Below are 23,427 nucleotides of genomic sequence, written 5' to 3' on the forward strand. Positions count from 1 at the left end.
GGTCAGTAGGGGTTGCCCTCACCGGGCGGGCGGGCGTGCAGGAGAGCGGCGGGGCGGCCGGGCAGGTCCCGTGCGCCGGACATCGGTGGGCTTGGCGTGTGGTCGCCGCCGGCCATCCCGGCGAAGAGTTCCTTGAGCGCCGCCAGCGCACTGATCTTGGGCTGCCAGCCCAGCTCGGTCTCCGCGCGCTCGCTGGACATCAGCGGGGCGTTCAGCCCCAGCTCCACCCAGCCCGCGTCCACCGGTTGCAGCCGCGCACGCCAGGTCAGCGCCGCCGCGGCCCGCAGCACCGGCGCGGCGACCGGCACCGTCCAACCGTGGAAGTGCCGCGCCACCAGCTCCGGGGTGAGCACCGGGTCCGCGGCGACGTTGAAAGCGCCGCGCACATCACGCAAGACCGCCCGGGCGTACGCGTCGGCCACGTCGTCGGCGTGCACCGCCTGCATCCGCAACCGGCGGTTCGTCGGGACCAGCGGGATCCGACCGAAACGCAACAGCCGCACCGGCGCCAGCGGGCCGAGAAAGTAACGGGTGATCTCCGCACCGGCGGCCCGCTGGAAGATCAGCCCGGGTCGCATCCGCACCACCCGCAGCGTCGGGTGATCTCGCTCGACCCGGCCGAGCATCGCCTCCACCTCGGCCTTGTGCTCGCTGTACGACGAGCCGGGCACCCCGGTGGCCGGCCACCGCTCACTGATCGGGTGGTCCTTCGGCCCCGGGGCGTAGGTGCCGACCGACGAGGCGTACACCAACGCCGGCACACCGGCCCGGATCACCGCGTCGAACACCGCCCGGCTGCCCTCGACGTTGGTCCGTCGCAGCACCCGCTGATCGTGGCTGGGCTGGATCTGCCAGGCCAGGTGCACCACCGCGTCCGCACCCGCGAACACCTCGGCGAGCTGCCCCGCCGCGCCCGGCGCACCAATGTCGCAGGAGTGCCACCGGACCTGGTCGTACGGCTCGCCGGCATCCGGGCCGGGCAACCGCCGGACCACCCCGGCCAGTTCCACGTCCCGCTCCTGGCGCAGACGCCGCAGCACCGCAGCACCGACATTGCCGCTCGCACCCACCACCACGATCCGCATGCTCGACCCCGTACCCGCCCAGCGGCCGCTCAATCGCCCACGCCGCCCTCACGGGCGGCCTCGCGGACGACGAACTTCCGGTCCGTGCCTCGCCGGCAGCCGCGCGACTTGATCCACTCGGCTTCCTGAAAGTCGCGGTGTCACCGCGGCCAGGACAGCCCGATTTCCGGCATCCCGAGTCGATCAAGGGCGAGGGCCCTCACGGGCGAACTTCCGGGCAAGACCGTCATCCTCACCGGTCACCCCGACGCGAGCGCGAACTGACCCGGTGCGTGCAGGTGGCCGAGGCGCGGGAGTCGCGGCTGCAGCAGTCCCGGCCAGCCACCGGAAAGCACGCGAGGTGGCGATGCTCTCCACGAGGATCAGACGAGCGGCCCTGTCGAGTTGCCTCCGGGTACCCGCCGTCGCCGCGCCGATCGAACCAACCGTCCGCACACACCCAGGAGACGATGACGATGATTCCCGACGACGATCCCACTCGCTCGCTGACCGTGGCGAACCCCGACGACCCCGACACGACCTACATCTCCCTGGTGGGCAACACCTACGGCATGTTGATCACGGGTGAGCAGACCAACGGCGCGTACTGCCTGATCGACATGCGCATCCCCGACGGCGGCGGCCCGCCGCCGCACCGGCACGACTTCGAGGAGATGTTCACGATCCTCGAGGGCGAGATCGAGTTCACCTTCCGCGGCGAGAAGCACGTCGTGCGGGCCGGCTCAACGATCAACATCCCGGCCAACGCACCGCACAACTTCCGCAACACCTCAGGTGCGCCGGCCCACATGCTCTGTATGTGCACCCCGGCCGGGCAGGACGAGTACTTCACCCGCATCGGCGACGTCGTCGCGGGCAAGGACGCACCGCCGCCGCAGCTCTCACCGGACGAACTCGCCGAACGCCGCCGCCGCTCTGTCGAGCTGGCCTCTGCCTACCGCAGCGAGTTCCTGTGACCAGCCAACCGCCGGCGCTCTGCCGAAATCGAGCCGGAAAGCAGCCGTCGTACTGACTGCGGAAGGGGTCCGAGCCGCCTGTGCGCGGCTGGGACCCCTCGCTCGTTGCGAACGGCCAGGCGCGCTCGGTCGATTCGGGCCGGTGCGGTTTGGCGCGCGACCGTCATCGCATGAACACGCCGGGTCACCGGAAAGCCTGTGTTTTCCCAGCTCACCTGCCGTGGTAGGCCGCCTGGGACTCGAACCCAGAACCTAAGGATTAAAAGTCCTCAGCTCTGCCATTGAGCTAACGGCCCGCTGCGCCTCAGGCTACCCGACCACCTGTGCCCGGGTTGATGTCCGCCCCCGCCCTGACGAGCGATGCTGATCTACGCTCACCGCGACTCCTGAGCGGTGCTGACCGGCAGCTGAGGTCGGACTCCTGAGCTTTCCCCGGCAACGCGTAGGACGATCTGCGTGGCGGCCTGGGTGGGAGTCAGGTGCGTGGTGTCGACGACCTCGGCCTCGGCGTGCAGCCACGTGCGGGCCGCCTCGGCGTACGGCTCGAGGTACGTGAGAAGGAACGGGGCGTTCTCCCTCGACACGCCGCGGGCATCACCACGAAGACGGTGCTGGCCGACTCGGTCACCGCATCCGGACAGCGACTGCCGTTCCGCCATGGGGCCGGATGTACCCGGTCCCGTGCCGGATCATCGGACGTCGAAGCTCCCGGTGCTCCGATAGACGCCGGGTTCGAATTCCTGACTCACGACCCCGCGTCCGGTCAGGACGACTTCGGTGGGCTGCTCAGCTGCGAGAGCCACCTCCTGCGTCACGGGCGGCGTGGCCGGAGTGGGCGGTGCGGGCTCTGCGGGCGGCACCCGGCGCGGGTAGAGATTGCGCAGGAACCTCTCCACCGGATGTTCGACCCAGCGATAGCAGGCCCACGCCAGGGCGATGCCCAGCACCGTCCAGATCAGGAGCACCTTGAGGTTCGTCCAGCTCGCGGGGCTGGCCTTCACCGTGCCCATCAGCCAGTGGATGACCGACAGGTGGACCAGGTAGAACGCGTAGGACCAGGCGCCGAGGGCGACAAGTGGTTTGCTCCGGAAGATCGAGGGGCGTCCGGAGATGTCGCGGATCGCTGCGGCGAGCACCACCAGTACGCAGGCGGGCACCATGCCCTGCTGCGACCAGTGCGCACCCCACCAGCCCTGCCGCGCGCCCCACCACAGCAGCAGCACCGAGGCGGGCACCGTTGCCAGGGCGAGCCACAGATCGAGTTTCGGCCGCCATCCGCGGAGAAGCGCGGCGGCGGCGATCATTCCCAGCAGGAATTCGATGAATCGGACCGGCGGGAAGCGGAGGAACCAGGAGAGCTGGATCCAGTACTGCTTCGGGTCGATCAGATCCTGCACGAAGAACCAGTAGGCCCACTCGATGAACAGGCCAGCCGCCGCGATGATCGCGAGCGCCGGCAGTCGCAGCCGCAGCAGCGGCCGGATGACGAAGGGGAAGAGCAGGTAGAAGAAGGCCTCACAGGAGACCGACCACGCCACCGGGTTGGCGACGAAGAAGTCCGCCGGAGGGAACCACGACTCGGTGAGCGACAGGCTCAGCAGGGTGCGCTTCCAGGAGTCGTGCCAGACCTGGTCGAAGCTGACCCAGGCGATTGCGGTGCTGACCACGAGCGCGGGCCAGACCCGGGCGAACCGGCGCCAGTAGAACGTCCCGGTGCCCACCGCGGGGGAGAACGACCAGGTCAGCACGAAGCCCGAGAGGACGTAGAAGAACGTCACCCCGGCGTCACCGAATCGGAAGAAGTCGCCGAGCTTGATGCCGTAGACGGTGGGCAGCTTGATGATCTGGTTCGCGTGGAACAGGAACACGGCGAACGCGGCGAACCAGCGCAGCCCGGTCAGTGACTCGACCCGGGGCATGCGTTCTTTGGGAGAATTCATCGTGATCTGGCACCTTTTGGGGCATCGGCCTGACCGAGGGTCGGCTGGCGCTTCAGGCATAATGCCAGGCTTCCATCTGCCGAGGCAGATGGGCCGGCCCGGACGGCGGCGTACGCTCCCGGCCCGGACGTCACGCGCCGTCGGTGGCGGGCAGCACGCTCGTCGCCGCGTCCCGTGCCGGGGCTGACGCAGTTATCCTCGTCAGGTGCTCGTCCGCGTGCGGCGCGTTGACACGAGTCCGGCATTTCGAAGGGACTATCGACATGCCCCGTGTGGTATCGGCGGTCATCCGCGCACTCGACATCCTCGAACTGTTCCTGGACCATTCCCAACTGTCGGCCCGCCAGGTGATGGAGCGGCTCGACCTGCCCCGCACCACCGTCCACGAGCTGCTCGTCACGCTCGAGGCCCGTTCGTACCTGATCTCCGTCCCGGGCCAGCCGGTGCAGTATCGGCTCGGCATGCCGCTGTTCCAGCTCGGCGCGGCGTTCTCCGGCCGTCTTGATCTGGTCCGCGAGGCGCAGTGCGTCGCGCGGGACGTGGCCGCCGCGTGCGACGAGGCGGTCCACGTGGCCGTGCTCGACGGCGCCAATGTCATCTACCTCGTCAAGTTCGACAGCACGCACCCGGTCCGGATGGTCTCCGCGGTCGGGCGGCGGCTGCCGGCGCACTGCACGGCGGTCGGCAAGATCCTGCTCTCGGGCCTCGACCAGGCGTCCCTGGACGAAGTCCTGAAGGGCGACCTGCCGGGCATGACGCCGGACAGCATCACCGACCCGGACCGCCTGCGCGCCCATCTCGACCAGGTCCGGGCGGAGAGCGTCGCGGTCGACGTCGGCGAGTCGGACAGCGCCATGCGCTGCGTCGCCGCGGCCATCCGAGATCATTCCGGTACGACCATCGCCGGAATGAGCCTGTCCGCGCCGATCATTCGCTGGACGCCCCAGGCGCACGTGCGGTGGACCGGGCTGGTTCGTGACGGTGCCGCCGCACTGTCCGCCCGGATGGGCTACCGGGCTCAGCCTCGATAGCCAACCTCGCGCTTTCGGTTCGAAACACCGTCGAAACATTGACATTCATCAGAATCCTGCTCTAGCGTCGCGACCACTCGATGCGGTATCTCGAACTCAGTTCGAAATCTCGAACGGTGGTGGTCCCGTGGCCCGGCCGAACTCGAACGTCAGCGCCACCTTCTCGGCCCGGTCGCCGATCACCTCCACCTCGACGCGTCACCCGGCGAGCGGCATGCGACATCTCTCCCGCGGTCGCCGATCAGAGACACACCTTGGAGCACGAGCATCGCACTGTTCGCCATGAGCTCCTTCGGCGTCCGGCGGTGCCGAAAAGAAGGAGGCGAACGTCCATGGAGGACAACCTGGCGTGGTCCCGGCGCGGCTTTCTCGGGATGGGGGTGGGGGTGCTCGGCGCGGCCGGCCTGGCCGCCTGTGGAGGCAGCTCCGAGTCACCGAGCAAGGTGCAGCCGGAGGTTCCGCAGGAGCTGATCGACGCCGCGGCGGCGATGAAGGGCTCCTCGATGGGAATGCTGTCGCAGAAGTTGTACTCGACGGCGGCGAACGAAGCTCTCGACAGCTCGATCAAGAAGTTCGCCGACAGCACCGGGACGAAGATCGAGAACAGTCTGGTCCAGGCCGACGCCGGCGACGTGGTGGCCAAGATCGACGCCGAGGTCAAGGGCGGGGTCGCCCGTGACCTGGCGTTCATGACCGACTCCCGGTTCGTCGCGCAGTTCCAGGCGCTGGGCGACCTGGAGGACGTGACGGACGTCGTCCAGGCACTGACCGCGAAGTACGGCGAACCCTGCGCCGAGGCCAAGAACTTCTGCGTCTTCGACGGCAAGTGGTTTGCCATCCCGTACCACTTCATCGGGATCGGGTCGTTCCTGCGCAAGGACTGGATGCAGGACAAGGGCATCACCCCCAAGGACATCTACAGCTGGGAGGAACTGCGGGACCTGTGCCTGGAAATCTCCGATCCGGCCAAGCGCCGGTTCGGCTGGGGCATGACGGTGAACCGGTCCGGTGACGGCAACGGCATGATCGAGGCACTGATCAACGCCTACGGCGGGTCGATCGCCGCCAATGACGGCCGGAAGGTCACGTTCGACTCCCCCGAGACAGTGCAGGCAGTCACCTTCCTGGGCGACATCTACACCAATGCCAAGTACAAGCCGATGCTGCCGCCCGGGGTGGCCAGCTGGACCGACACCAGCAACAACGAGAACTGGCTCGCCGGGGTCCTCGGCTACACCCGCAACCAGTTCAGCGTCTACGCGGACTCCCGGACCAAGAAGAACCCGGTGCACGCGAACACCCACGTGTTCTCCGACTGCATCGGGCCGGCGACCGACAATCCGCTGCTGCTCGGCCAGTCGCAGGGCTTCGTCGTCTTCAAGGGTGCCAAGAATCCGGCGCTCGCCAAGCTCCTGGCGCAGTACCTGGTCAGCGCTCCCGCGCTGCTCGGGGTGGCGAAGGAAGCGCCCGGCCTGGTCATGCCCGCCTGGCAGAAGGTCTGGGACGCCGACCCGTTCTTCACGAGCGGCGACCCGGCGTTCCCCATGCTGCGCAGGATCACCGAATTGAAGCTGCCGCTGAACACGAAGAACGGCCTGGCCTTCCCGCAGAAGGCCAGCGCGGGCCAGCAGGCGGTGGGGTCGGCCTACGTCCTCACCGACATGATGCAGCAGGTCGTGCAGGGAGCGGCGCCGGCGCAGGCCGTGACGGCCGCCCACGCGAAGATGGTGCAGATCTTCAACCAGCAGGGGCTGCCACAGTGAGGTCGGTCCGTCCTGCGCGGGTCCCGGCGGCGACGAAATCCCGGCCGCCGGGATCCGGCTCTCTCACCGCGACCCAGCGGCGGCTGGGTCGTGACTGGCGGCTGGGGGCGCTGTTCCTGGCACCCATGGCCGTACTGGTCGGCGGTCTCGTTCTCGTGCCGATCGTCCGGTCGATCATCACCAGCACCACGGAACGGCACGGGCAGGACAGCGTGTTCGTCGGCCTGGACAACTACCTCGCCCTCGCCACCGACGAGCAGTTCCACACCGGCGTCGTGAACTCGTTCGTCTTCACCGCGTACGCCGAGGTTTTCAAGGTCGTGCTGGGGTTGGCCGCAGCCCTGCTGCTGCACCATCGACGCCGCGGGCGGGCCGTGCTCGCCGGGCTGCTCCTGCTGCCGTGGGTGGTGCCGACCGTGGTGACGGCCTTCAGCTGGCGCGCGCTGCTCGACCCGATCTTCGGCAGCGTCAACATTCTGCTCACCGCCTCGGGGATCGGGCCGCTGTTGGCCAGCGCGCACCTGGTCGACAGCTGGCCGGCGGGCTGGCTGTCCGACCCGTCGCTGGCCATGCCGTCGGTCATCCTCGTCAACGTCTGGAAGGGGGTGCCGTTCTTCACCGTCTGTTTCCTGGCGGGGTTGAAGGCCATCCCGGCGGACCTGTACGAGGCGGCGACCATCGACGGCGCCTCGGCGTGGCAGCGGTTCCGAAACGTGACGCTGCCCGGACTGCGCCACGTGATCACGGTGACGGTGACCCTGTCGTCGATCTGGACGTTCAACAACTTCGACCTCGTCTGGTTGCTGACGCAGGGCGGCCCCGGCGACGTGACCGCGCCGTACGTGCTCATCGCCTACTCGAAGGCGATCCTGCAACTCCAGTACGGCGCGGGCGCGGCGGTCACGCTCGTCATGCTGCCGATCATCGGCGGGCTGGTGTTCGTCCTGGTCCGGTTGTTGCGCCAGGACACCAACATCAAACTGCCCCGACGACGCCGGACAGCGCGGTGGGTCGCGACACAACGGTGGGCTCCGACGACGCGCAAGGCCCTGCCGTGGATCGTCGCCGCGCTGGTCACCGGTCTGCTGGCCTGGGCATCACCGCAGATCTTCTGGAAGGCGGCGGTGGTCCTCGCGGTGATCCTGCTGATCGCTGCGGCGGTCGGCCGGGTGGTCTCGACCCTCCAGTCCCGAGGCGGTCGCCGGTCGTCGTCAGTGGTGTCGGGCCTGGGTTCCTGGGCTGCGCTGGCCGGGTTGCTCTTCTTCGTGCTGGGTCCGCTGTACTGGATCGCCGTCACGGCCTTCAAGTCCGAGGGCCAGGTCGTCATGCGTACCGACGACCTGTGGCCGACGCCGTGGACGCTCGAGCAGTTCGGCGCCCTGTTCGACAACCAGCCGTTCGGCCGCTGGTACCTCAACACCCTGCTGGTGTCCGCGGCGTCCACCGCGGTGGCACTTGTCTGCGCCGCACTGGCGGGGTACGCGCTGGCCCGGCTGCGGTTCCGGGGGGCGCAGGGCTTCACCGTCACGGTGCTGCTCACCTACGTGATGCCGGGCGCGCTGCTGTTCATCCCGCTGTACCAGATGCTCATCGGCGTACGGCTCACCGACTCGCTCTGGTCCCTGGTGCTGACGTACCCGACCTTCACGCTCCCGTTCGCCACCTGGCTGTTGGTGGGGTACTTCTCGTCGATCCCCATCGAGTTGGAGGAGGCCGCGCTCGTGGACGGCTGCACCCGCGTCCAGGCGTTCGGCCGGGTGGTGCTGCCGCTGGCCAAGCCAGGGTTGCTGGCGGTCGCGCTCTTCACCCTGACCAATGCCTGGAACGAGTTCCTCTTCGCCTTCGTGTTCATCACCAAGGACGAGTACAAGACGCTCCCCGTGGGGATGCAGTCGATGATCGCCGGAGACGTGGTGCCGCAAGGACAACTCGCCGCCGCGTCGCTGCTCGTCAGCATCCCCGTGGTGATCATGTACGCCTTCGGGCAGCGCTTCCTCACCGAAGGGCTCACCGCCGGCGCCGTGAAGGGCTGAACGCGGACCGACGGGCCGCTGGTGTCGATCGGGCACCAGCGGCCCGGCTCCGGAACGCCCGCAACGGCTCCCGGAAGGCAGCGACTCAACGAGTGGCATCGCCCGGTTCGACATCTGTCGTAACCATCGAGAAGACGGCCATGTCATGCGCCTTCTCGCCATCCCAGTCGGCCATCCGTAGGGTGCCCTCCCGCTGGTATCCGGCCTTCTCCGCGACCCGCAGGGAAGCAACGTTGGCGAGCCGGGCGCGCAGCTGGATGCGCCGCATCCCACCATCGGTGAGCGCCCATCGGCCGACCACGCGGGCCGCGGTGCTCGCATGGCCTTGGCCGCGCCGACCGGCCAACACCCCGTAGCCGATCTCGCCGCGGCCGGCCTTCCAGTCGATGTCCCGCAGCCCGATGCTGCCGACGATCTCGCCACTGGCCGCGTCCGCGATTGCCAGGAGTACGCCGTCGCCGTCCAGCCGTCGGCGCACCGTCCCAGCCAACCACCCGTTCACATCGGCGACGGTGGGCGGTGAGCCTGGCGGTAGCGCTGTCCGATCGTCGGCGGCCACGAACGCCGCCACCTGGTCGGCGTCCTGCGGCTGAAACTCACGAATCTCCAGACCACCCGAGGTGATCTGCACTGGTCCGAACATGGTGCGGAGCGTAGAGCCCCGCTCCCAGTTGTCGCGCACCGTTATCCCACCGAGAGGGCGAACAGTTTCCGGGCGGCATGGTCACCGGTCACTGCCAGGCCATGTTGATCGCCCGTTCGGTACGGCTGTGCGCGTCCTCGTGGTTGATGGTGTACGGCAGACGGTTGAACAGCGCCACCTCGTCCGTCCCGGTGATGGGACGGATCGTGACGGTGTCGGGGTGGTGCTCATGCGGACTCGTTTCCGGTCTGTGCGTGGGTGTAGGTGAGGAACAGCGCGCCGCTGTTCAGGACGGTGTGGTCGGTCAGACGCCAGGTACGCGGTGCGAAGACGGCGTCGCGGCCGAAGAGCGGGATGCCGGCGCCGATGGTCAACGGGGCCAGCTTGACGATCAACTGGTCGATCTCGGGGTAGAGGGCACCGGCCAGGGCACCGCCGCCGATCACCCAGACGTCCTTGCCGTCGTGCCGCTTCAGCTCTCGTACCGTGGCGATGGGGTCGGTGGCCAGGACCTCGACAGCCGGGTCCGGGCTGTCACCGAGCGTGCGGGAGAACACCAGGTGGCGTAGGTGCGGGTACGCGTCGGTCACGCCGGCCCGCAGACCCACCTCGTAGGAGTGCCGCCCCTCCAGGACGGTGTCGAACCGGCTGCCCTCGTCGGTGATGCCGAACGCCTGCCGGGCCGGGCCGGGCAGGGTCTCCGGATACTCGGCGACGAGGTGGTGCAGGTAGTCGTCGGGGACGGGCCAGAATCCGTCCGGTCCGGTGGGGTCGGCGCCGTCGGGACCGGCGATGAAGCCGTCCAGGGTGGCGGCGATGTAGTAGACGAGCTTGCGCACGGGCATCTCCTTGGCTGAGGCGTGTTCGTCGCTCCGACGCAGATCAGCGTGCGCGATGACCGGCCCATCCACAAGATCACTCTTGCTAGCCGAAGGCCAGCCACACCACGAAGCCGAGCCCGATGAGCAGCGCGGTCGCCCAACTGAGCCGGGACATTGACAGGTCTCCCTCCACCTCGCGGGCCACCGTCGCCAACGTGCCGGGGAGTTCGGGAAGCGACGAAGGTCGATACACCACGGCAGCGACCTGACCCTCCGCCACCGAGAAGGAGCCGCCGACCCGCCGCCCGGACACGCCGGTGCGAAGCGGCAGCCAGGTCGCCACCTCGGCGGGCCTGGCGGGGACCAGGATGTCGTACGGATCCCAGCCGGACATCCGATGCGCGACCTCGTCGACGACGACGACCGGGGTGGTGTCGCCGTCGTAGGCATCGGGGTCGAGCCACCACCGGGGCTTGACGGCGATGATCCGCAGCACCCCGTGCCCAGCGGTGATCGGCACCGTGGCAGGTGCTTCCTGCATCGCCGTCAGCTCACGCTCGACCTCGGGAGTAATGATCTCGGCGCGCACGAGAAACAGTTTTGCGAACAGGTCCGTGCCCAGCAGAGATACGAGAAGACAAATACCGCAGAGCATCACTCCGACATAGGCGACTTCGATCCCGATCAAACGAAGGATGGCACCGACAAGTACGATCCGGTCCAGGTGCGCGCCGAGAGACAGCAGGCCGAAGGACGACACCCCGCAGACAGCGGCGATGGCCAGAGCGGTGCCGAACGCAAGGGCGCGATCTCGCCACTGACGCGGACCAGCCTCCTCTGCCACCCCTCCGAACGTAGCGATGCCCGGCAATGTCTCGCGCTTTGACGTGGACGGGATGCCGCACCGTCGCAATTGTCGGCGGCAGCGTGTTATTCGGCGCTGGTAATGATCGCCCCGCTGACGGTGTCCACATACCACCGCTGGTACTGCTCGATCTCCCATCCGCGTTGCCGGACGAGCCAGTCGAAGTTGCGGACGTCCTGGGCCAACCAGAGGACGTCGGCCACCTGATCGACGCCCAGGTCAGGGCGTACGCCTCCGGTGCCGACGAGTTCGGCGGCGAACATGGCCATGCCGCGACGGCGGTCGTCGACGTTCTTGCGCCAGATCTCGGCGACGTCCGGGTCGGCAGTGGCCGCGCCGGCCAGCGCGAGCATCACCTGGGCCTGTCGGGCGTTGACCTCGGCCAGGTGGCGGGCGTAGCGGACGAGCTTGGCCCGGGGGTCGGCGAGTGCGCGGATCTCGGCGACGAAGGGCCGGTCCGGCAGGGCCACCGGTTCGTCGTCGCCGGCCAAAGTGACGTCGACCAACTGGGAGAGCAGTTGCCGCTTGCTGCCGAACACCGCGTACAGGGTCTGGACCGCGACGCCGGCTTCCACGGCGACAGCGGTCAGCGGTGTGGCCGCGTAGCCCGGGTCGACGAACAGCCGGCCGGCCGCTTCGAGGATCGCTCGCCGGGTCTGTCGGGCCTGCTCCTGTCGGCGAGAAGACTCGTAACGTCTCTTGACAACCACGCTTCGAGTGTAGTGCTCTATTGGATAGAGTCTCACTCTATCGAGAGGTGGTGGCCATGCCGTTCGGTGTGTTGCAGGAGATGCCCGGCGTCAGCGAGGCGGAGTACCGGCAGGTGGAGCGACACCTCGGACCGGACCGACCGCCGGGTCTGCTCGCCCATGTCGCCGGGCCGACCGAGGACGGCTGGCGGATCATCAACGTCTGGCAGGACGAGGCGGCATTCCGCCGGTTCCAGTCCGAGCGGCTGGTCCGGGCTGCTGGTCTGGCGGCACAGGAGGACGGCTTCGACCCGACGAAGGCGGCTCACTTCCGCTCGATGAGCGTCGACGGCACCGAGATGCCGTTCTGATGGCCGACACCGCCAGCCTGCGGGCCCGAAGCGCCGCTTTCTGGGCGGGAGCGGCGGCTGGCTGGATTCGGCACGCGGATCGGCAGGACGAGACCGGTCGACCGCTGGGCGCGGCGGCCATGGATCGGCTGGCCGCACGACCCACCGAACGGATCCTCGATGTGGGCTGCGGCTGCGGCGGCACCACGGCCGAGATCGCCGCCGCGGTCGGCGCGACCGGCGCGGCGATCGGTGTCGACATCGACGAGACCATGGTGACCGCCGCTCGACGCCGGTTCCCCACCGACGGGCACCCGGGCATCCAGTTCCACGTGGCCGACATCGAGACTCTCGATGTCGTGCCGGGTGCTCCGTTCGACGCGGCGTACTCACGAATGACCCTGATGCTGTTGGCGGACCCGGTGGCCGGCTGCCGCGCGATCCGGCGAGCACTGCGCCCGGGAGGGCGCCTCGCCGCGACCGTCTTCCGCGACAGCAGCGTCAATCCGTGGCTGTCCGCGGCGATGCTCGGCGCCGCACCGCATCTCGGACCGTTACCACCGCTCCCGGTCGGTGACGAGCCCGGTCCGTTCGCGTTCGCCGACCCGGCGCGGCTCGACCGGATCCTCACCGAGGCCGGCTTCACCGCCGTCACGATCACACCGTGCGATGTCGCCCTGGAGACTCCGGACGACGCCGACGCGGTGGCCGAATGGCTTGTCGAGGTCGGCCCGGCCGGTGCCGCGTACCGGGCGGCTCCGCCGGCTGGGCAGGCTTCGGCTCGGGCGGGGGTCGCCCGGCTGCTCGACCGTTTCCGTGCGCCCGGCGTCGGCTACCGGCTGCCCACCGGCCTCTGGCTCGTCGCCGCGAACTCCGTCGACTGACGACCCATCCCGCAGTCGCTACCCACCAACAACCACGTCAGGACGAAACCCGATGAGAACGATCCGTTTGCTCGCGCCGGTCGTCTGCGTCGTCCTAGCCGCGACGGCGTGCACCGACACCGACACGCCCGATCCCGGTGCTGCGGCGCCGGACAACCCCACCGCAACCGCCGCCGCGTCCAGCGCGGCCGGATCCGCTCCGCAGGGCGGCTCCACGCCGGTGTCGGCGAAGGCGGTGTGCGCCTACCTGGACGGCCAGTTGCCGACCCTGAAGGGGATCGGGTCCGAGACGGGCGCGATGGCCAATCTCACCGTGAATCTCTATTCCTGGTATGAGAAGCAAGGCCCCGTGCCGACCGGCCGTCAGATCGACGACCAGACCCGGCAGGAGTGCCCGGCGACCCGGACCGAGGTGCTGAAACTCGCCGGCATGGAGAGCTTCGAGCGGCTGTAGCAGCCCCGATGCGGCCCTCACCGCTCCAACCGCTTGCCGAACCAGTGGTGGGCGTAGTGCTCGGTGTTGTACGGCTCGATCTCCGCATAACCGGCCGCGCGGTACATGGCGATCGCCTCGGTGAGGTTGCGGTTGGTGTCCAGCCGGACGGCCGTCGCGCCACGCTCGGCGGCGTACCGTTCCAACTCGCCCAGCAGCCGCCAGCCGATGCCGAGCCCGCGTACGGCGTCGGCCACCCAGACGCGTTTGAGTTCGGCTTGGCCGTCCGGGAGGAGTTTGACCGCGCCGCAGCCGATCGGTTCGGCGTTGAGGGTGGCGAGCAGGAGCACGCCGGCGGGCGGGACCAGTGCCTCGTCGGGGACCGGGTTGCTCAGCTCGGGGTCGAACCCGTCGTCGAACCGTCGCCCGATCTCCCGGGCGTACGCGCGCAGGCAGGCGCGGGCCCGCGGGTCGCTCGGCGGGCACGCGTCGATGACGACCATCGAGCCGATGAGCAGCCGTTCGACCTCCGCCATGGCCGCGACGAGTCGTTCCCGACGGTGCTCGGTGAGCGGTTCGAGGATCGAGGCGGCAAGGTCGTCCGACCGCTGGTCGAGATCCGCCCACGCCGTACGACCCGCGGCGGTGAGCGTGGCGGTGCGGACCCGGCCGTCGCCCCCGGCCTGGTCGGCCGGTCCCACGGTGACCAGGCCGTCGTTCTCGAGGGCGCGCAGGAGCCGGCTGAGGTGGCCGGAGTCCAGGTTGAGCCGGGCCCGTAACGCGGCGACCTCGGCGCCGGCGGGACCGATCTCCCAGAGCACACGCGCCTGCCCGAGGGGTCGCCCCTGTGCCATGTACTCGTCGTCGAGCGCACCCACGCGTTGGGTGACCGTCCGGTTGAACCGCCGCACGGCGGCGATGAGCGCGGAGTCCATACGCCTGACTTTAGTCAGGATTTTTGATGCGGCGATAGGAGCGGATGCCGGCGTGGTCCAGGACGACCACCGTGAGCACCACCCCGGTGGCGACCGCGCTGACCGCCAGCAACGGCAGTCGCAGGACGGCCGCCGCACCGGACAGCACGAACAGGGCGGCGACCCGGGGCCAGGAGAGTCGCCGGTGGATCGCCACCGAGAACAGGGTCCGACCGAGGAGGAACAGCGTCGGACCTCCCAGGATGACGACGGCCGCGGTCAGGTCACTCGCCTTCGTGGGGTGGGCGATGCTCAGTTCGGCCCCGACGGCGGTGACCACCAACCCGGCGATCATCACGAGGTGCAGGTAGCCGGTGATGACACCGAGCCGGGCTGGATCGGCGCGTTCGATGGCCGGACCGAGGCGCTGACCGGCGGGCGTCACGTAGAGCAGACCGATCAGCACGGCGGCGGCGAAGACCAGCAGGAAGGCAGCGGTCTGCGGGAGGTCCAGGTGGGTGCCGGCGTACGAGAGACCGGCGACCAGAACGAGTTCGCCGAGCGCGATGATCATGATTTGCTGGTACCGCTCGGCGAAGTGTTCGCCGGCGAGGCGTAGTTCCTGCCGGGACGTCCGTCCCAGCCAGGGAGTGGGCCAGCCGATTCGTGGACCGGTGAAGTCGATCGCGAGAGCGAACAGCCAGAGCGGCACCCGCCACTCCGGCAGGAACCCGCCGACCAGCCACGGCACGGCGGAGACGCTGAACCAGCAGAGGATCCGCAGCGCCCTCCTCTGTCGAGGGTGACCGCGCAGCGCGAACGCGGTCACCGTGCCCCGGGCGAGGTGGACCGCGACGTACGCGCCAGCGAAGAGCAGGCCCCGCCCGTCCAACGCCTGCGGAATCGCCACCCCGGCCAGCAGGCTGCCCAGCGAAGCAATGACCAGCAGCCACCGGACCCACGGGCTGTCCGGGTCGTACCAGTCGGCGAACCAGGTGGTGGTCACCCAGATCCACCACACACCGGCCAACAGCAGGGCGGTACGCAGTGCCCCCGGCAGGGTGAGGTCGTGCAGCAGGTGCCCCGCGAGTTGACTGAGGGCGAGCACGAACGCCAGGTCGAAGAAGAGCTCCAGGAACGAGGCGCTCAGCGGTGCGTCGTCGCCGCGCAGCAGCCGTTCGGGCCTGCTCGCCATCGGCGCTCCTCCCGGTGGCCCGCACGTCAGGCCTCCGTCGTACCACCCGGGGCCGACCACCGGAGGCGGAAACGGGTCATCGGCTGACCCCTCGACGACGACCCGTCGACCCCTCGAGTCGTTGATCCGGCAGCGCCGGAGGTCGCCGGTGACCACGGTGGGGGCACCGACTCAACGAGGGGGGACGACGATGACCGCTCAGCGGGAGACCGTGCCTGTCGACCACGACCTGTTCCGCGCCGTGTACGACTCGCCCGCTGCACTGCCCGGCCGACACCGCTGGACCACCCCGGAGGCGGACGTCCGGCGGCTGGAGAAGCTGCTCGGCATGCCGGCGCGCAGCATCGGCGCCCCGCTCTGGGTCAGCGGCGACGAACCCGACTGCCCGAAGTGTGGCCGACGCGTCACCTGGTACGACATCGTGTCGTCGGCACTCTCCGGCCTGCACGACAAGGCCATGATCGCCACCGTCATCCTCGGCGAGCGCAAGTACGTCAACACCGGGATTCCGGCAGCCATCGCCGGTGTGCGCTGCGCCGACTGCCACACCGCGATCGACGGCCTGCGCAGTTTCAAATGCCACAACTGGGCGTACGCCTTCGAGGCGCTGGAGGCCGTCCGCGAGCGCATGGCCGGCCGCCCCGGGCCGACCTGAGCCGGGGCCGCGCGAACGCCGGGCCGCGCCGCGCGGGCCTGAGCCGCGCCGCGCGAACCCCGGGCTGGCCGCCGTGGCTCAGTCGGCCGAGCGGCGGGCGGGGCGGCGGCCGGGCGGGGAGTGCGGCTCCGGCCCGGGGTCGGGCACCGCCGGCAGCGGCCGGGTGACCGGATCGGCCTCGGTGATCCGCAGCGACTCGCCGTGGTGCCACAGTTCGACCTCGGCGTCCGGGCCGGCGCCGGGCAGCTCGTAGCGGGCCTCGGTCGGAGTCACCGTGACGCGCAGCCGGTGGCCACGCCAGCGCAGGCTGAACGCCAGCCGGTCGATCCGTCGCGGCAGTCGGGGGTCGAAGGAGAGCACACCCCGGTCGTCGCGCAGCCCGCCGAAGCCCTGCACCAGAGCCAGCCACGCACCGGCCAGTGACGCCAGGTGCAGCCCGTCGGCGGTCTTGTCCCCCAGGTCCGCCAGATCCTGCCGGACCGACTCGGCGAACAGGTCGTACGCCAGATCCAGGTGCCCGACCTCGGCGGCCAGCACCCCCTGTGGGGCCGCCGACAGCGACGAGTCGCGGACGGTGCGGGCCTCGTAGTAGGCCAGGTTGCGGGCCTTCTCGGCGGCGCTGAACTCGCCCGGGCAGAGCTGCATGGCGAGCACCAGGTCGGCCTGCTTGACCACCTGCTTGCGGTACAACTCCAGGTAGGGAAAGTGCAGCAGCAGGGGATAGTCGTCGTCGCCCGTGTTCGCGAAGTCCCACTCGGGCTGCTCGGTGAACCCGGCGGCCTGCTGGTGCACACCGCGCTCGTGGTCGTACGGGACGACCATCGCGTCGGCCGCGGCCCGCCAGCCGGCCACCTCGTCGTGGTCCACGCCGAGCCGACCGGCCACGTCGGGGTGGCGCTCGGCGGCGTCCGCCGCTCCCCGCAGGTTGCGTCGGGCCATCAGGTTGGTGAAGACGTTGTCGTCGACGAGCGCGGCGTACTCGTCCGGGCCGGTCACCCCGTGCAGGTGGAAGGCGTCCTCGCCGGACCAGTGCCCGAAGCCGTGCCAGAGCCGGGCCGTCTCGACAAGCAACTCCAGCCCCGCCTCGGCGAGGAAGCGGTCGTCGTCCGTGGCGGCCAGGTAGCGCAGCACCGCGTCGGCGATGTCGGCGTTGACGTGCAGCGCGGCGGTGCCGGCCGGCCAGTAGCCGGAGCACTCCCGGCCGCCGATGGTGCGCCACGGGAACGTCGCGCCGGTCAGCCGTAGTTCCGCGGCCCGCTCGCGGGCCTCGGGCAGGTGGGCGTGCCGCCACCTGAGCGCCGAACGGGCCACCGCCGGGGCCAGGTAGGTGAGCACCGGCAGGACGTAGGTCTCGGTGTCCCACAGGACGTGCCCGTCGTAGCCGTTGCCGGTCAGCCCCTTCGCCGCGATGGTCCGGTCGGAGTCCGGGCGGCCGGCCTGGATCAGGTGGAACATCGCGAACCGGATCGCCTGTTGCAGCTCCGGGTCACCGTCGAGCTGCACGTCGGCGACCTGCCAGGCCGCGTCCAGGGCGGCCCGCTGGTCGCTGAGCAGGGCGTCGAAGCCGTCCGCGCGCGCCGCGTCCGCCTCGGCGGTGACCAGGGCCGCCAACTCGTCGGCGGACGTCGCGTCGATCATCGCCCACTCGTACGCCGCGAACTTCGTCAGCCGCAGCCGCTCCCCGGGGTGCAGCCGATCCGCCATGGTCAGCCGTACCCGGTCCGGGGTGCAGTCACCGGTGACCGTGACGGTGTCCGGCCCGTCCACCAGGTGACTGACCGCGACCGCGACCCGCTGACCGCTGCGCTCGGTGCGGTGTACCAGCACCCCGTCGAGGTCAGCCGCGCGGTACGCCTCGGCGGTCAACGGGTTGTCGGGCACCGAGGCGGCCCGGGGGTCGTCCGAGCGCTCCGGCACCGTCTCGTTGGCCAGCAGATCCGAGCAGACCCGCACCTCCACGGGAGCGTCCAGCGGCTCCACCTCGTACTGGACGGCGGCCACCGGGCGGCGCGGCAGGGACACCAACCGGGTGCTGCGGATGCGCACTCCCCGCCCGCCCGGCGAGATCCACTCGGTCTCCCGGCGCAGCACGCCGGCGCGCAGGTCGAGCACCTGTTCGTGGCCGCGTAGCGTCCCGGTGCGGATGTCCAGCGGCTCGTCGTCGACCCAGAGCCGGATCAGCGCGGCGTTCGGCGCGCTGATGACGGTGTCGCTGGCCTGCGGAAACGCGTACCCCTCCTCGGGGTAGCTCAGCTCGCGCCGCTCGTGGAAGCCATTGACGTAGCTGCCGGGCATCCCGCACGGCGCACCCTCGTCGAGCACGCCACGCCAACCGACCCACCCGTTGCCCACCGCGAAGATCGACTCAGTCTCGCCGAGCCGGTCCAGGTCGGCCTTCGTACGCCGGATCCGCCAGGTCTCGTCGTCCACCGTCCCGCTGGCGGGCGGCGGTTGGTCGGTGGCCGAACTGGTCTGCACAAAGCCTCCTGTGAATGCCGACGTCCTCGACCAGCCAAGCAGAGCCGCCTGAACGAATCCTGGACGAAGGTCAGGGTGCCCGACCGACCTTCGATGGCTCCGCCACCCGCTGCGGCGTTCCTAGGGTGTCCCCCAGGTGAACAGGGTATGAACGAGAGGTGAGGTGATGCATGGCCGCCAACGGCAGCGTGGACGTCCCGGAGATCAGTGCTGAGTGGTATCGCGATGTCGTCGACGCCGCCGCCAGCAGCCCGGAGCCGGTGCAGTGGTTCGTCGGGCACGCCACCGAGGGGGTGATCCTGCTGCTCGGCGCGCTGCTGGTGCTGGCCGCGCTGACCCGATGGTCCTGCGGTCCGCACGACCGGGCCCTCGCCCTGGTCGCGCCGCTGCCGGCCCTCCTCGCGTACGTCGGCAGCGAATGGTTCAAGACAGTGGTGGACCAGGACCGCCCCTGTCGGACGGTCGGCCGGGCGATCATCGCGGGCACCTGCCCACCCCCGGGCGACTGGTCGTTCCCCAGCAACCACGCCACGATCGCCGGCGCGCTGGCGGTGACCACGCTCCTGCTCTCCCGTCGACTCGGCCTGGTCGCGCTGCCGCTTGCCGCGCTGGGCGCCTTCTCCCGGGTCTTCGTGGGCGTGCACTACCCGCACGACGTGATCGCGGGCGTGCTGTTCGGTGCGCTGGTCGCCGTGGTGGCAGCCCCACTGCTGGCCCGCCCGGCCGCCGAGGTGCTCCGCCGTCGAGGCGACCGCGCCGACCCCCCGGTCCCGAAGCTGGCAAGCCGCACCCGCCAGTGACCTCCACGTCGTAGAAGGTCACGATCGGTCCTGGTTGCAGTGGTCTCCCAGCCCACGCGATACCACTGGATCCAGGATCGAGCACGATCTTGGCGAGGGGCGGGCGCGGGCGGCGGGCGGCGGGCGCGGGCGCGGGCGGCGGGCGGCGGGCGGCGGGCGGCGGGCGGCGGGCGACGTCAGCCGGCCAGCAGGAGCGCGCCGACCGTGCCGAACAGCAGGAACGGGCCGAACGGCAGGTGTGTGCTCCAGTTGGCCCGACGCGCGGCCAGCAGGCCCACGCTCACCAGCGCGGACAACCCGAAGGCGAGCAGCAGCCCGAGCAGCAGCACCGGCCAGCCGTACCAGCCGAGCAACGCTCCCACACCGAGCGCCAGCTTGGCGTCCCCCAGCCCGAAGCCGCGGTTGCCCAGGAGCAACGTGGTGGTGGCGAAGAACAGCGCCAGCCCCACGCCGCCGATGGCGGCCCGCAGCCACGGCCCCGGCTCGCCGGCAAGGGCGGCGGCGACGCCGAGCAGCAACCACGTCCCGGCCGCCGCCGGCAGGGTGAGCCGATCCGGCAGCCGATGCACGGCCAGGTCGACGAAGACCGCCGGGATCGTCCAGCCGAGCCACCAGGCCAGCGCCGGCAGCGCCCCGCCCGATGGGCCGACCAGTGCCAGCAGCAGCACCGCGGTGAGCCCGGCCAACTCGACCGTTCCCGGCGGTGGGCCGACACGTGCGTGGCAGCGACCGCACCGGGCCGCCGGACCCAGCGCGGGCCAGGGCCGGGTCAGGCTGACCGCCGCGCCGCAGGCGTCGCAGCCGGTCCGGTTCGGCCGACCCGGGGGTACGGCGTAGCGCAGCGCGGCCATCCGCATCAGCGGGCCGACCGTGAGGAACGCGAGCACGGTCAGGACCCCGACGTGAGCCACGGCTGCGCGTGCCGCCGACGGGGCACGACGCTCCGGGGACGAGGAGGTCGTGTGCGCCGAGCCGGCGGGTGTCGTCGTGCCTGTGCCGGGTGCGGCTGCCGGCGGGCGGGCGGGTGCGGTCGGGCCGCCGGACGACGGGGGCGCCGGGCTCCGATCGGGTGGGTCTTCCCGACCGGGGAGGGCGGCAGGGGGGCCGGTCAGTGCCATGTCACCGCCAAGGCGCTCCGATGTCCCGCCGGGACGGCGAACACGGATAGTGACTGGACGATCGCTACGGTGTGGCGGATGGCGCAGAAAGCGACCTCCCGCGCCGACCATCGGCGGGTGCCTCCGGCGAGATCGGCGCCGGGCGCCCCGCCGGACGCGGCGGATCGTCGACCGGTCCACAACTCCGCCCGGATGCCGGGATGAGGCCGCGATGTCCCACTCCCCGGAGCGTCGACGAGACGCCGCTGGCCCCAAGCGGCCCGCCGACGGCGGGCCATGGACGATCTTCCGACGGGCCATTGCGCGGGACGCGGCACGGACACCCGCCACCACCACCCTTCATCACGCAGAGTATTCGCTTGAATTGCCTCTGTTGCATCGGCGAACGTCAGCCTATGCTCGCCCCTTGGGTGTGACGCAAGCCTCACCTTAACCACCCGACGACATAGGACCTGCATTTGTAGAAGATCCGTAACGGTGAATGCAGAGGCGCAATGATCGTTCCGGATGTGCTGATCCGGGCGCGCTTCCGCATGCCCTGCGGCGGTGATCCGTCACCCCGCCGGGCGACCACGAGGAGGCTCGACGGTGCGCGGACGGCAGCTCAGACGAGCGGCGATCTGCCTGCTGGCGGTCGTGGCGGCGGTGCCGGTCACCGCCTGCGCCAGTGGGCGGGAGGCCGCCGAATGGCCGGCGGCAGCCCAGGACGACGGGCAACCGGCGGCTCCCGACATCGACCGACGCGCTGCCGAAAAGGCGGCGCTTGACGCGTACTCCGGTTATCTGGCGGCCTCGCGGACGGCGAGTGGACGCAGTGATCCCCGCGCGCCGGAACTGTCCCGTTTCATCGCTGATCCACTTCTGACCCGGGTGCAATTGTCCATTCGCGACGCTAAGGAGCACGGTGCTGTGCGTACCGGGACGTTGAAGTCGGACCCGACCGTGACCGCCGTCAGCCTGGACGCGAACCCGGCCACCGTCGAGATCCAGGACTGCCTGGACCTGACCGGCTACCGGCTGGTCTACGCCAAGGACAAGCGCGTCGTGCCGGGCAGCGGGGCCGGCCGGCACCTCTCCACCGCCACCGCGACCAGGTATCCCGACGGCCGTTGGCTGATCAACTCGGGCGCGCTGCACCGGGACCAGCCGTGCTGACCTGGGCCGCAGAGGGCGCTCCGGCGCGTACCCCCGGGGTCTCGGCGGCTCGGCGGGCCCTCGCCGGGATCGGGCTCGCGCTCCTCCTGGTGGCCGGCACGACCCTGCCGGCAGCCGCCGCTCGGCGCGCCGGTCCGGGGGCCAGTTGCCCGCCCGACCAGCCCGACTGCAGCGTCTGGGACGACGAACCCGGCAAGCCGGGCGGTGGCGGCAACAACGGCGGCGGCGATGACGAAGACGAAGACGACGGTGGTGGCGGAGACGGCGTCTGCCGGTGGGACGGGCGGACCGTGCCCTGCTACGACGATCTCAAGGGCTGGTTCAACAGCGCCGACGGCTGCTACTACGAGCTGGCCGAGCCGCAGAACGAGGCACCCGAGGGCCAGCACTGGTACGTGCAGACCTGCAACGACGGCACGGACGTCGGCAACGTCACCGTGGTGTTGCGGGAGGCGCCGCCCGGCTTCGGCGCGCCCCCGAACCCGGCGGAGTTGGCCCGACGCGCCCTGGCGACGATCACGCTGAAGCGGGCGCCGCTGGCTGTCGCACCCCGCAAGGACAACGGCCCCGGTCTGGTCGGCCTGCCGGTCTGGATGTGGTCCGACGACAAGGACCCCGGCTACTTCGGCCCGATCCCCGCCCGCGCCAGCGATCGGGGCGTGACCGTCGAGATCACGGCGAAGGTTAGCGAGATCGTCTGGGACATGGGCAACGGCGATCGCGTGTCCTGCCCCGACGCCGGCACCCCGTACGACGCAACGGACAAGAACCTTGCCGGCCGCACCTCCCCGACCTGCGGCTACCACAAGGGCTACCAGAAGGCCGGTAAATACGACGTCACCGCCACCACGCACTGGAAGGTGACCTGGAACGGCGGTGGGCAGAGCGGAGAAATCCTGGTGACCCGGAACAGCGGCGTCGTGCAGATCCAGATCAACGAACTCCAGGTGGTGACCCGATGAGCCTCGCGACGCACAACGGGACCGGGTCGGTCGACGCACCGGTCAGCCCGCCCAAGGTGGTCCGGCAACGTCGGGTCCGCCCGGGGTTGCTCGGTCTCGCCGTACTCCTGATCGCCCTGGGTGGGCTGGGCGCGGCGTTCGCGGTCACCTCGGTCCGGGCCACCGGCAGCTATCTCGCGGTCGCCCGGCCGGTGGAGGTGGGTCGGGAGGTCAGCGCCGCCGACCTGATCACCGTGCAGGTAGCCGGCGGCCAGGGGCTGCGGCCGGTGCCCGCCGGCCGGCTCGACGAGGTGGTCGGCAAACGGGCCGCGGTGAAGCTGGTCCCGGGCACCCTGCTCACCCTGGGGCACGTCACCGACGATCCGCTGCTCGGCCCCGACCAGCAGCAGATCGCGCTCGGCCTGAAGACCGCCCAGGTGCCGGCCCGGCAACTGCACCCCGGGGACAAGGTGCTGCTGATCAGCACCCCGGACCGCAGCGCCAACGGGGACCCGGCCGCCGCCGGCACCAGGTTCCCGGCCATCGTGATCGACATGGTCAGTCCGGCCAACAACGACAAGGTGCTGTACCTGGCGCTGCCCACCCGGGACGTGCCCGCGGTGGTGGCCCTCACCGCGCAGTCGCGCGTCGCCGTCGTGCTGACCGAAGCGGCCTGAG

23 protein-coding genes and 1 tRNA gene are annotated in these 23,427 nt (G+C 70.4%); 12 read left to right on the top strand and 12 right to left on the bottom strand.

Annotated features, from left to right (window positions below; translation table 11 throughout):
- Positions 1 to 2: 2 nt before the first annotated feature.
- Positions 3 to 1,085 carry an NAD-dependent epimerase/dehydratase family protein gene (locus tag AB0C25_RS14160; RefSeq protein WP_357373059.1) on the bottom strand — a complete coding sequence of 361 codons (1,083 nt, stop codon included), beginning with the start codon at positions 1,083 to 1,085 and terminating at the stop codon, positions 3 to 5.
- A 449-nt stretch (positions 1,086 to 1,534) separates the two neighbouring features.
- Here AB0C25_RS14160 and AB0C25_RS14165 point away from each other — a divergent pair, with 449 nt between their 5' ends.
- Positions 1,535 to 2,041: a cupin domain-containing protein gene (locus tag AB0C25_RS14165; protein WP_357373061.1), complete on the top strand. Its 507-nt coding sequence runs from the start codon at positions 1,535 to 1,537 to the stop codon at positions 2,039 to 2,041.
- A 221-nt stretch (positions 2,042 to 2,262) separates the two neighbouring features.
- On the opposite strand, the gene AB0C25_RS14170 is transcribed toward AB0C25_RS14165, so the two are convergent.
- From AB0C25_RS14170 to AB0C25_RS14180, 3 genes are all read right to left on the bottom strand, one after another.
- Positions 2,263 to 2,337 (bottom strand) — tRNA-Lys (locus AB0C25_RS14170).
- A gap of 78 nt (positions 2,338 to 2,415) precedes the next feature.
- Positions 2,416 to 2,625, bottom strand: a complete 210-nt coding sequence (locus AB0C25_RS14175) for a hypothetical protein (RefSeq protein ID WP_357373063.1) — start codon at positions 2,623 to 2,625, stop codon at positions 2,416 to 2,418.
- A gap of 105 nt (positions 2,626 to 2,730) precedes the next feature.
- Entirely contained in the window at positions 2,731 to 3,981 is a 1,251-nt protein-coding gene (locus AB0C25_RS14180; RefSeq protein ID WP_357373065.1) for an acyltransferase, read from the bottom strand.
- 263 nt (positions 3,982 to 4,244) lie between these two features.
- Between AB0C25_RS14180 and AB0C25_RS14185 the strand changes: the two genes are divergently transcribed.
- From AB0C25_RS14185 to AB0C25_RS14195, 3 genes are all read left to right on the top strand, one after another.
- Entirely contained in the window at positions 4,245 to 5,012 is a 768-nt protein-coding gene (locus AB0C25_RS14185; protein WP_357373067.1) for an IclR family transcriptional regulator, read from the top strand.
- Between the two features lie 332 nt (positions 5,013 to 5,344).
- A complete protein-coding gene (locus AB0C25_RS14190) occupies positions 5,345 to 6,775 on the top strand; it encodes an extracellular solute-binding protein (RefSeq protein ID WP_357373069.1) in 1,431 nt (476 codons plus the stop codon).
- Between the two features lie 125 nt (positions 6,776 to 6,900).
- Positions 6,901 to 8,808, top strand: coding sequence for an ABC transporter permease subunit (locus AB0C25_RS14195; RefSeq protein ID WP_357373071.1), 1,908 nt, complete (start codon positions 6,901 to 6,903; stop codon positions 8,806 to 8,808).
- A gap of 85 nt (positions 8,809 to 8,893) precedes the next feature.
- On the opposite strand, the gene AB0C25_RS14200 is transcribed toward AB0C25_RS14195, so the two are convergent.
- From AB0C25_RS14200 to AB0C25_RS14215, 4 genes are all read right to left on the bottom strand, one after another.
- Positions 8,894 to 9,451, bottom strand: a complete 558-nt coding sequence (locus AB0C25_RS14200; protein WP_357373073.1) for a GNAT family N-acetyltransferase — start codon at positions 9,449 to 9,451, stop codon at positions 8,894 to 8,896.
- Positions 9,452 to 9,678: 227 nt separating this feature from the next.
- On the bottom strand, positions 9,679 to 10,290 hold the full coding sequence (locus AB0C25_RS14205; protein WP_357373075.1) for a dihydrofolate reductase family protein: 612 nt from the start codon (positions 10,288 to 10,290) through the stop codon (positions 9,679 to 9,681).
- An 85-nt stretch (positions 10,291 to 10,375) separates the two neighbouring features.
- Entirely contained in the window at positions 10,376 to 11,116 is a 741-nt protein-coding gene (locus tag AB0C25_RS14210) for a hypothetical protein (RefSeq protein ID WP_357373077.1), read from the bottom strand.
- 86 nt (positions 11,117 to 11,202) lie between these two features.
- On the bottom strand, positions 11,203 to 11,847 hold the full coding sequence (locus AB0C25_RS14215; RefSeq protein WP_357373079.1) for a TetR/AcrR family transcriptional regulator: 645 nt from the start codon (positions 11,845 to 11,847) through the stop codon (positions 11,203 to 11,205).
- 56 nt (positions 11,848 to 11,903) lie between these two features.
- Between AB0C25_RS14215 and AB0C25_RS14220 the strand changes: the two genes are divergently transcribed.
- From AB0C25_RS14220 to AB0C25_RS14230, 3 genes are read left to right on the top strand one after another with little or no spacing between them, the layout of a single operon-like run.
- Positions 11,904 to 12,197, top strand: coding sequence for a hypothetical protein (locus AB0C25_RS14220; RefSeq protein WP_210784198.1), 294 nt, complete (start codon positions 11,904 to 11,906; stop codon positions 12,195 to 12,197).
- Positions 12,197 to 13,060 carry a methyltransferase domain-containing protein gene (locus tag AB0C25_RS14225; protein ID WP_357373081.1) on the top strand — a complete coding sequence of 288 codons (864 nt, stop codon included), beginning with the start codon at positions 12,197 to 12,199 and terminating at the stop codon, positions 13,058 to 13,060. Before AB0C25_RS14220 ends, AB0C25_RS14225 begins: the two co-directional genes overlap by 1 nt.
- A gap of 52 nt (positions 13,061 to 13,112) precedes the next feature.
- A complete protein-coding gene (locus AB0C25_RS14230) occupies positions 13,113 to 13,514 on the top strand; it encodes a hypothetical protein (RefSeq protein WP_357373083.1) in 402 nt (133 codons plus the stop codon).
- A 17-nt stretch (positions 13,515 to 13,531) separates the two neighbouring features.
- Here AB0C25_RS14230 and AB0C25_RS14235 read toward each other — a convergent pair whose 3' ends face one another.
- Together AB0C25_RS14235 and AB0C25_RS14240 are read right to left on the bottom strand one after the other, a co-directional pair.
- Complete coding sequence (locus AB0C25_RS14235) at positions 13,532 to 14,428, bottom strand: helix-turn-helix domain-containing GNAT family N-acetyltransferase (RefSeq protein WP_357373085.1); 897 nt, start codon at positions 14,426 to 14,428, stop codon at positions 13,532 to 13,534.
- A 10-nt stretch (positions 14,429 to 14,438) separates the two neighbouring features.
- On the bottom strand, positions 14,439 to 15,602 hold the full coding sequence (locus tag AB0C25_RS14240) for a low temperature requirement protein A (protein WP_357373087.1): 1,164 nt from the start codon (positions 15,600 to 15,602) through the stop codon (positions 14,439 to 14,441).
- Positions 15,603 to 15,792: 190 nt separating this feature from the next.
- On the opposite strand from AB0C25_RS14240, the gene AB0C25_RS14245 reads away from it, so the two are divergent.
- Positions 15,793 to 16,257: a hypothetical protein gene (locus AB0C25_RS14245; protein ID WP_357373089.1), complete on the top strand. Its 465-nt coding sequence runs from the start codon at positions 15,793 to 15,795 to the stop codon at positions 16,255 to 16,257.
- Between the two features lie 78 nt (positions 16,258 to 16,335).
- Here the strand turns inward: AB0C25_RS14245 and AB0C25_RS14250 are convergent, their stop codons facing one another.
- The gene (locus tag AB0C25_RS14250; protein WP_357373091.1) at positions 16,336 to 18,735 is read right to left on the bottom strand and encodes a glycosyl hydrolase family 65 protein; all 2,400 of its coding nucleotides are present in this window, start codon (positions 18,733 to 18,735) and stop codon (positions 16,336 to 16,338) included.
- 170 nt (positions 18,736 to 18,905) lie between these two features.
- On the opposite strand from AB0C25_RS14250, the gene AB0C25_RS14255 reads away from it, so the two are divergent.
- Positions 18,906 to 19,535, top strand: a complete 630-nt coding sequence (locus AB0C25_RS14255) for a phosphatase PAP2 family protein (protein ID WP_357373093.1) — start codon at positions 18,906 to 18,908, stop codon at positions 19,533 to 19,535.
- A 176-nt stretch (positions 19,536 to 19,711) separates the two neighbouring features.
- Here AB0C25_RS14255 and AB0C25_RS14260 read toward each other — a convergent pair whose 3' ends face one another.
- Complete coding sequence (locus tag AB0C25_RS14260; RefSeq protein WP_357373377.1) at positions 19,712 to 20,392, bottom strand: A24 family peptidase; 681 nt, start codon at positions 20,390 to 20,392, stop codon at positions 19,712 to 19,714.
- Positions 20,393 to 21,241: 849 nt separating this feature from the next.
- Between AB0C25_RS14260 and AB0C25_RS14265 the strand changes: the two genes are divergently transcribed.
- From AB0C25_RS14265 to AB0C25_RS14275, 3 genes are read left to right on the top strand one after another with little or no spacing between them, the layout of a single operon-like run.
- On the top strand, positions 21,242 to 21,808 hold the full coding sequence (locus tag AB0C25_RS14265) for a hypothetical protein (RefSeq protein ID WP_357373095.1): 567 nt from the start codon (positions 21,242 to 21,244) through the stop codon (positions 21,806 to 21,808).
- Positions 21,802 to 22,770: a hypothetical protein gene (locus AB0C25_RS14270; protein ID WP_357373097.1), complete on the top strand. Its 969-nt coding sequence runs from the start codon at positions 21,802 to 21,804 to the stop codon at positions 22,768 to 22,770. The genes AB0C25_RS14265 and AB0C25_RS14270 overlap by 7 nt, the downstream gene beginning before the upstream one ends.
- A complete protein-coding gene (locus tag AB0C25_RS14275; RefSeq protein ID WP_357373099.1) occupies positions 22,767 to 23,426 on the top strand; it encodes an SAF domain-containing protein in 660 nt (219 codons plus the stop codon). The genes AB0C25_RS14270 and AB0C25_RS14275 overlap by 4 nt, the downstream gene beginning before the upstream one ends.
- Position 23,427 lies beyond the last annotated feature (1 nt).

The organism is Micromonospora sp. NPDC048839, from assembly GCF_040649915.1.
Classification (GTDB): domain Bacteria; phylum Actinomycetota; class Actinomycetes; order Mycobacteriales; family Micromonosporaceae; genus Micromonospora.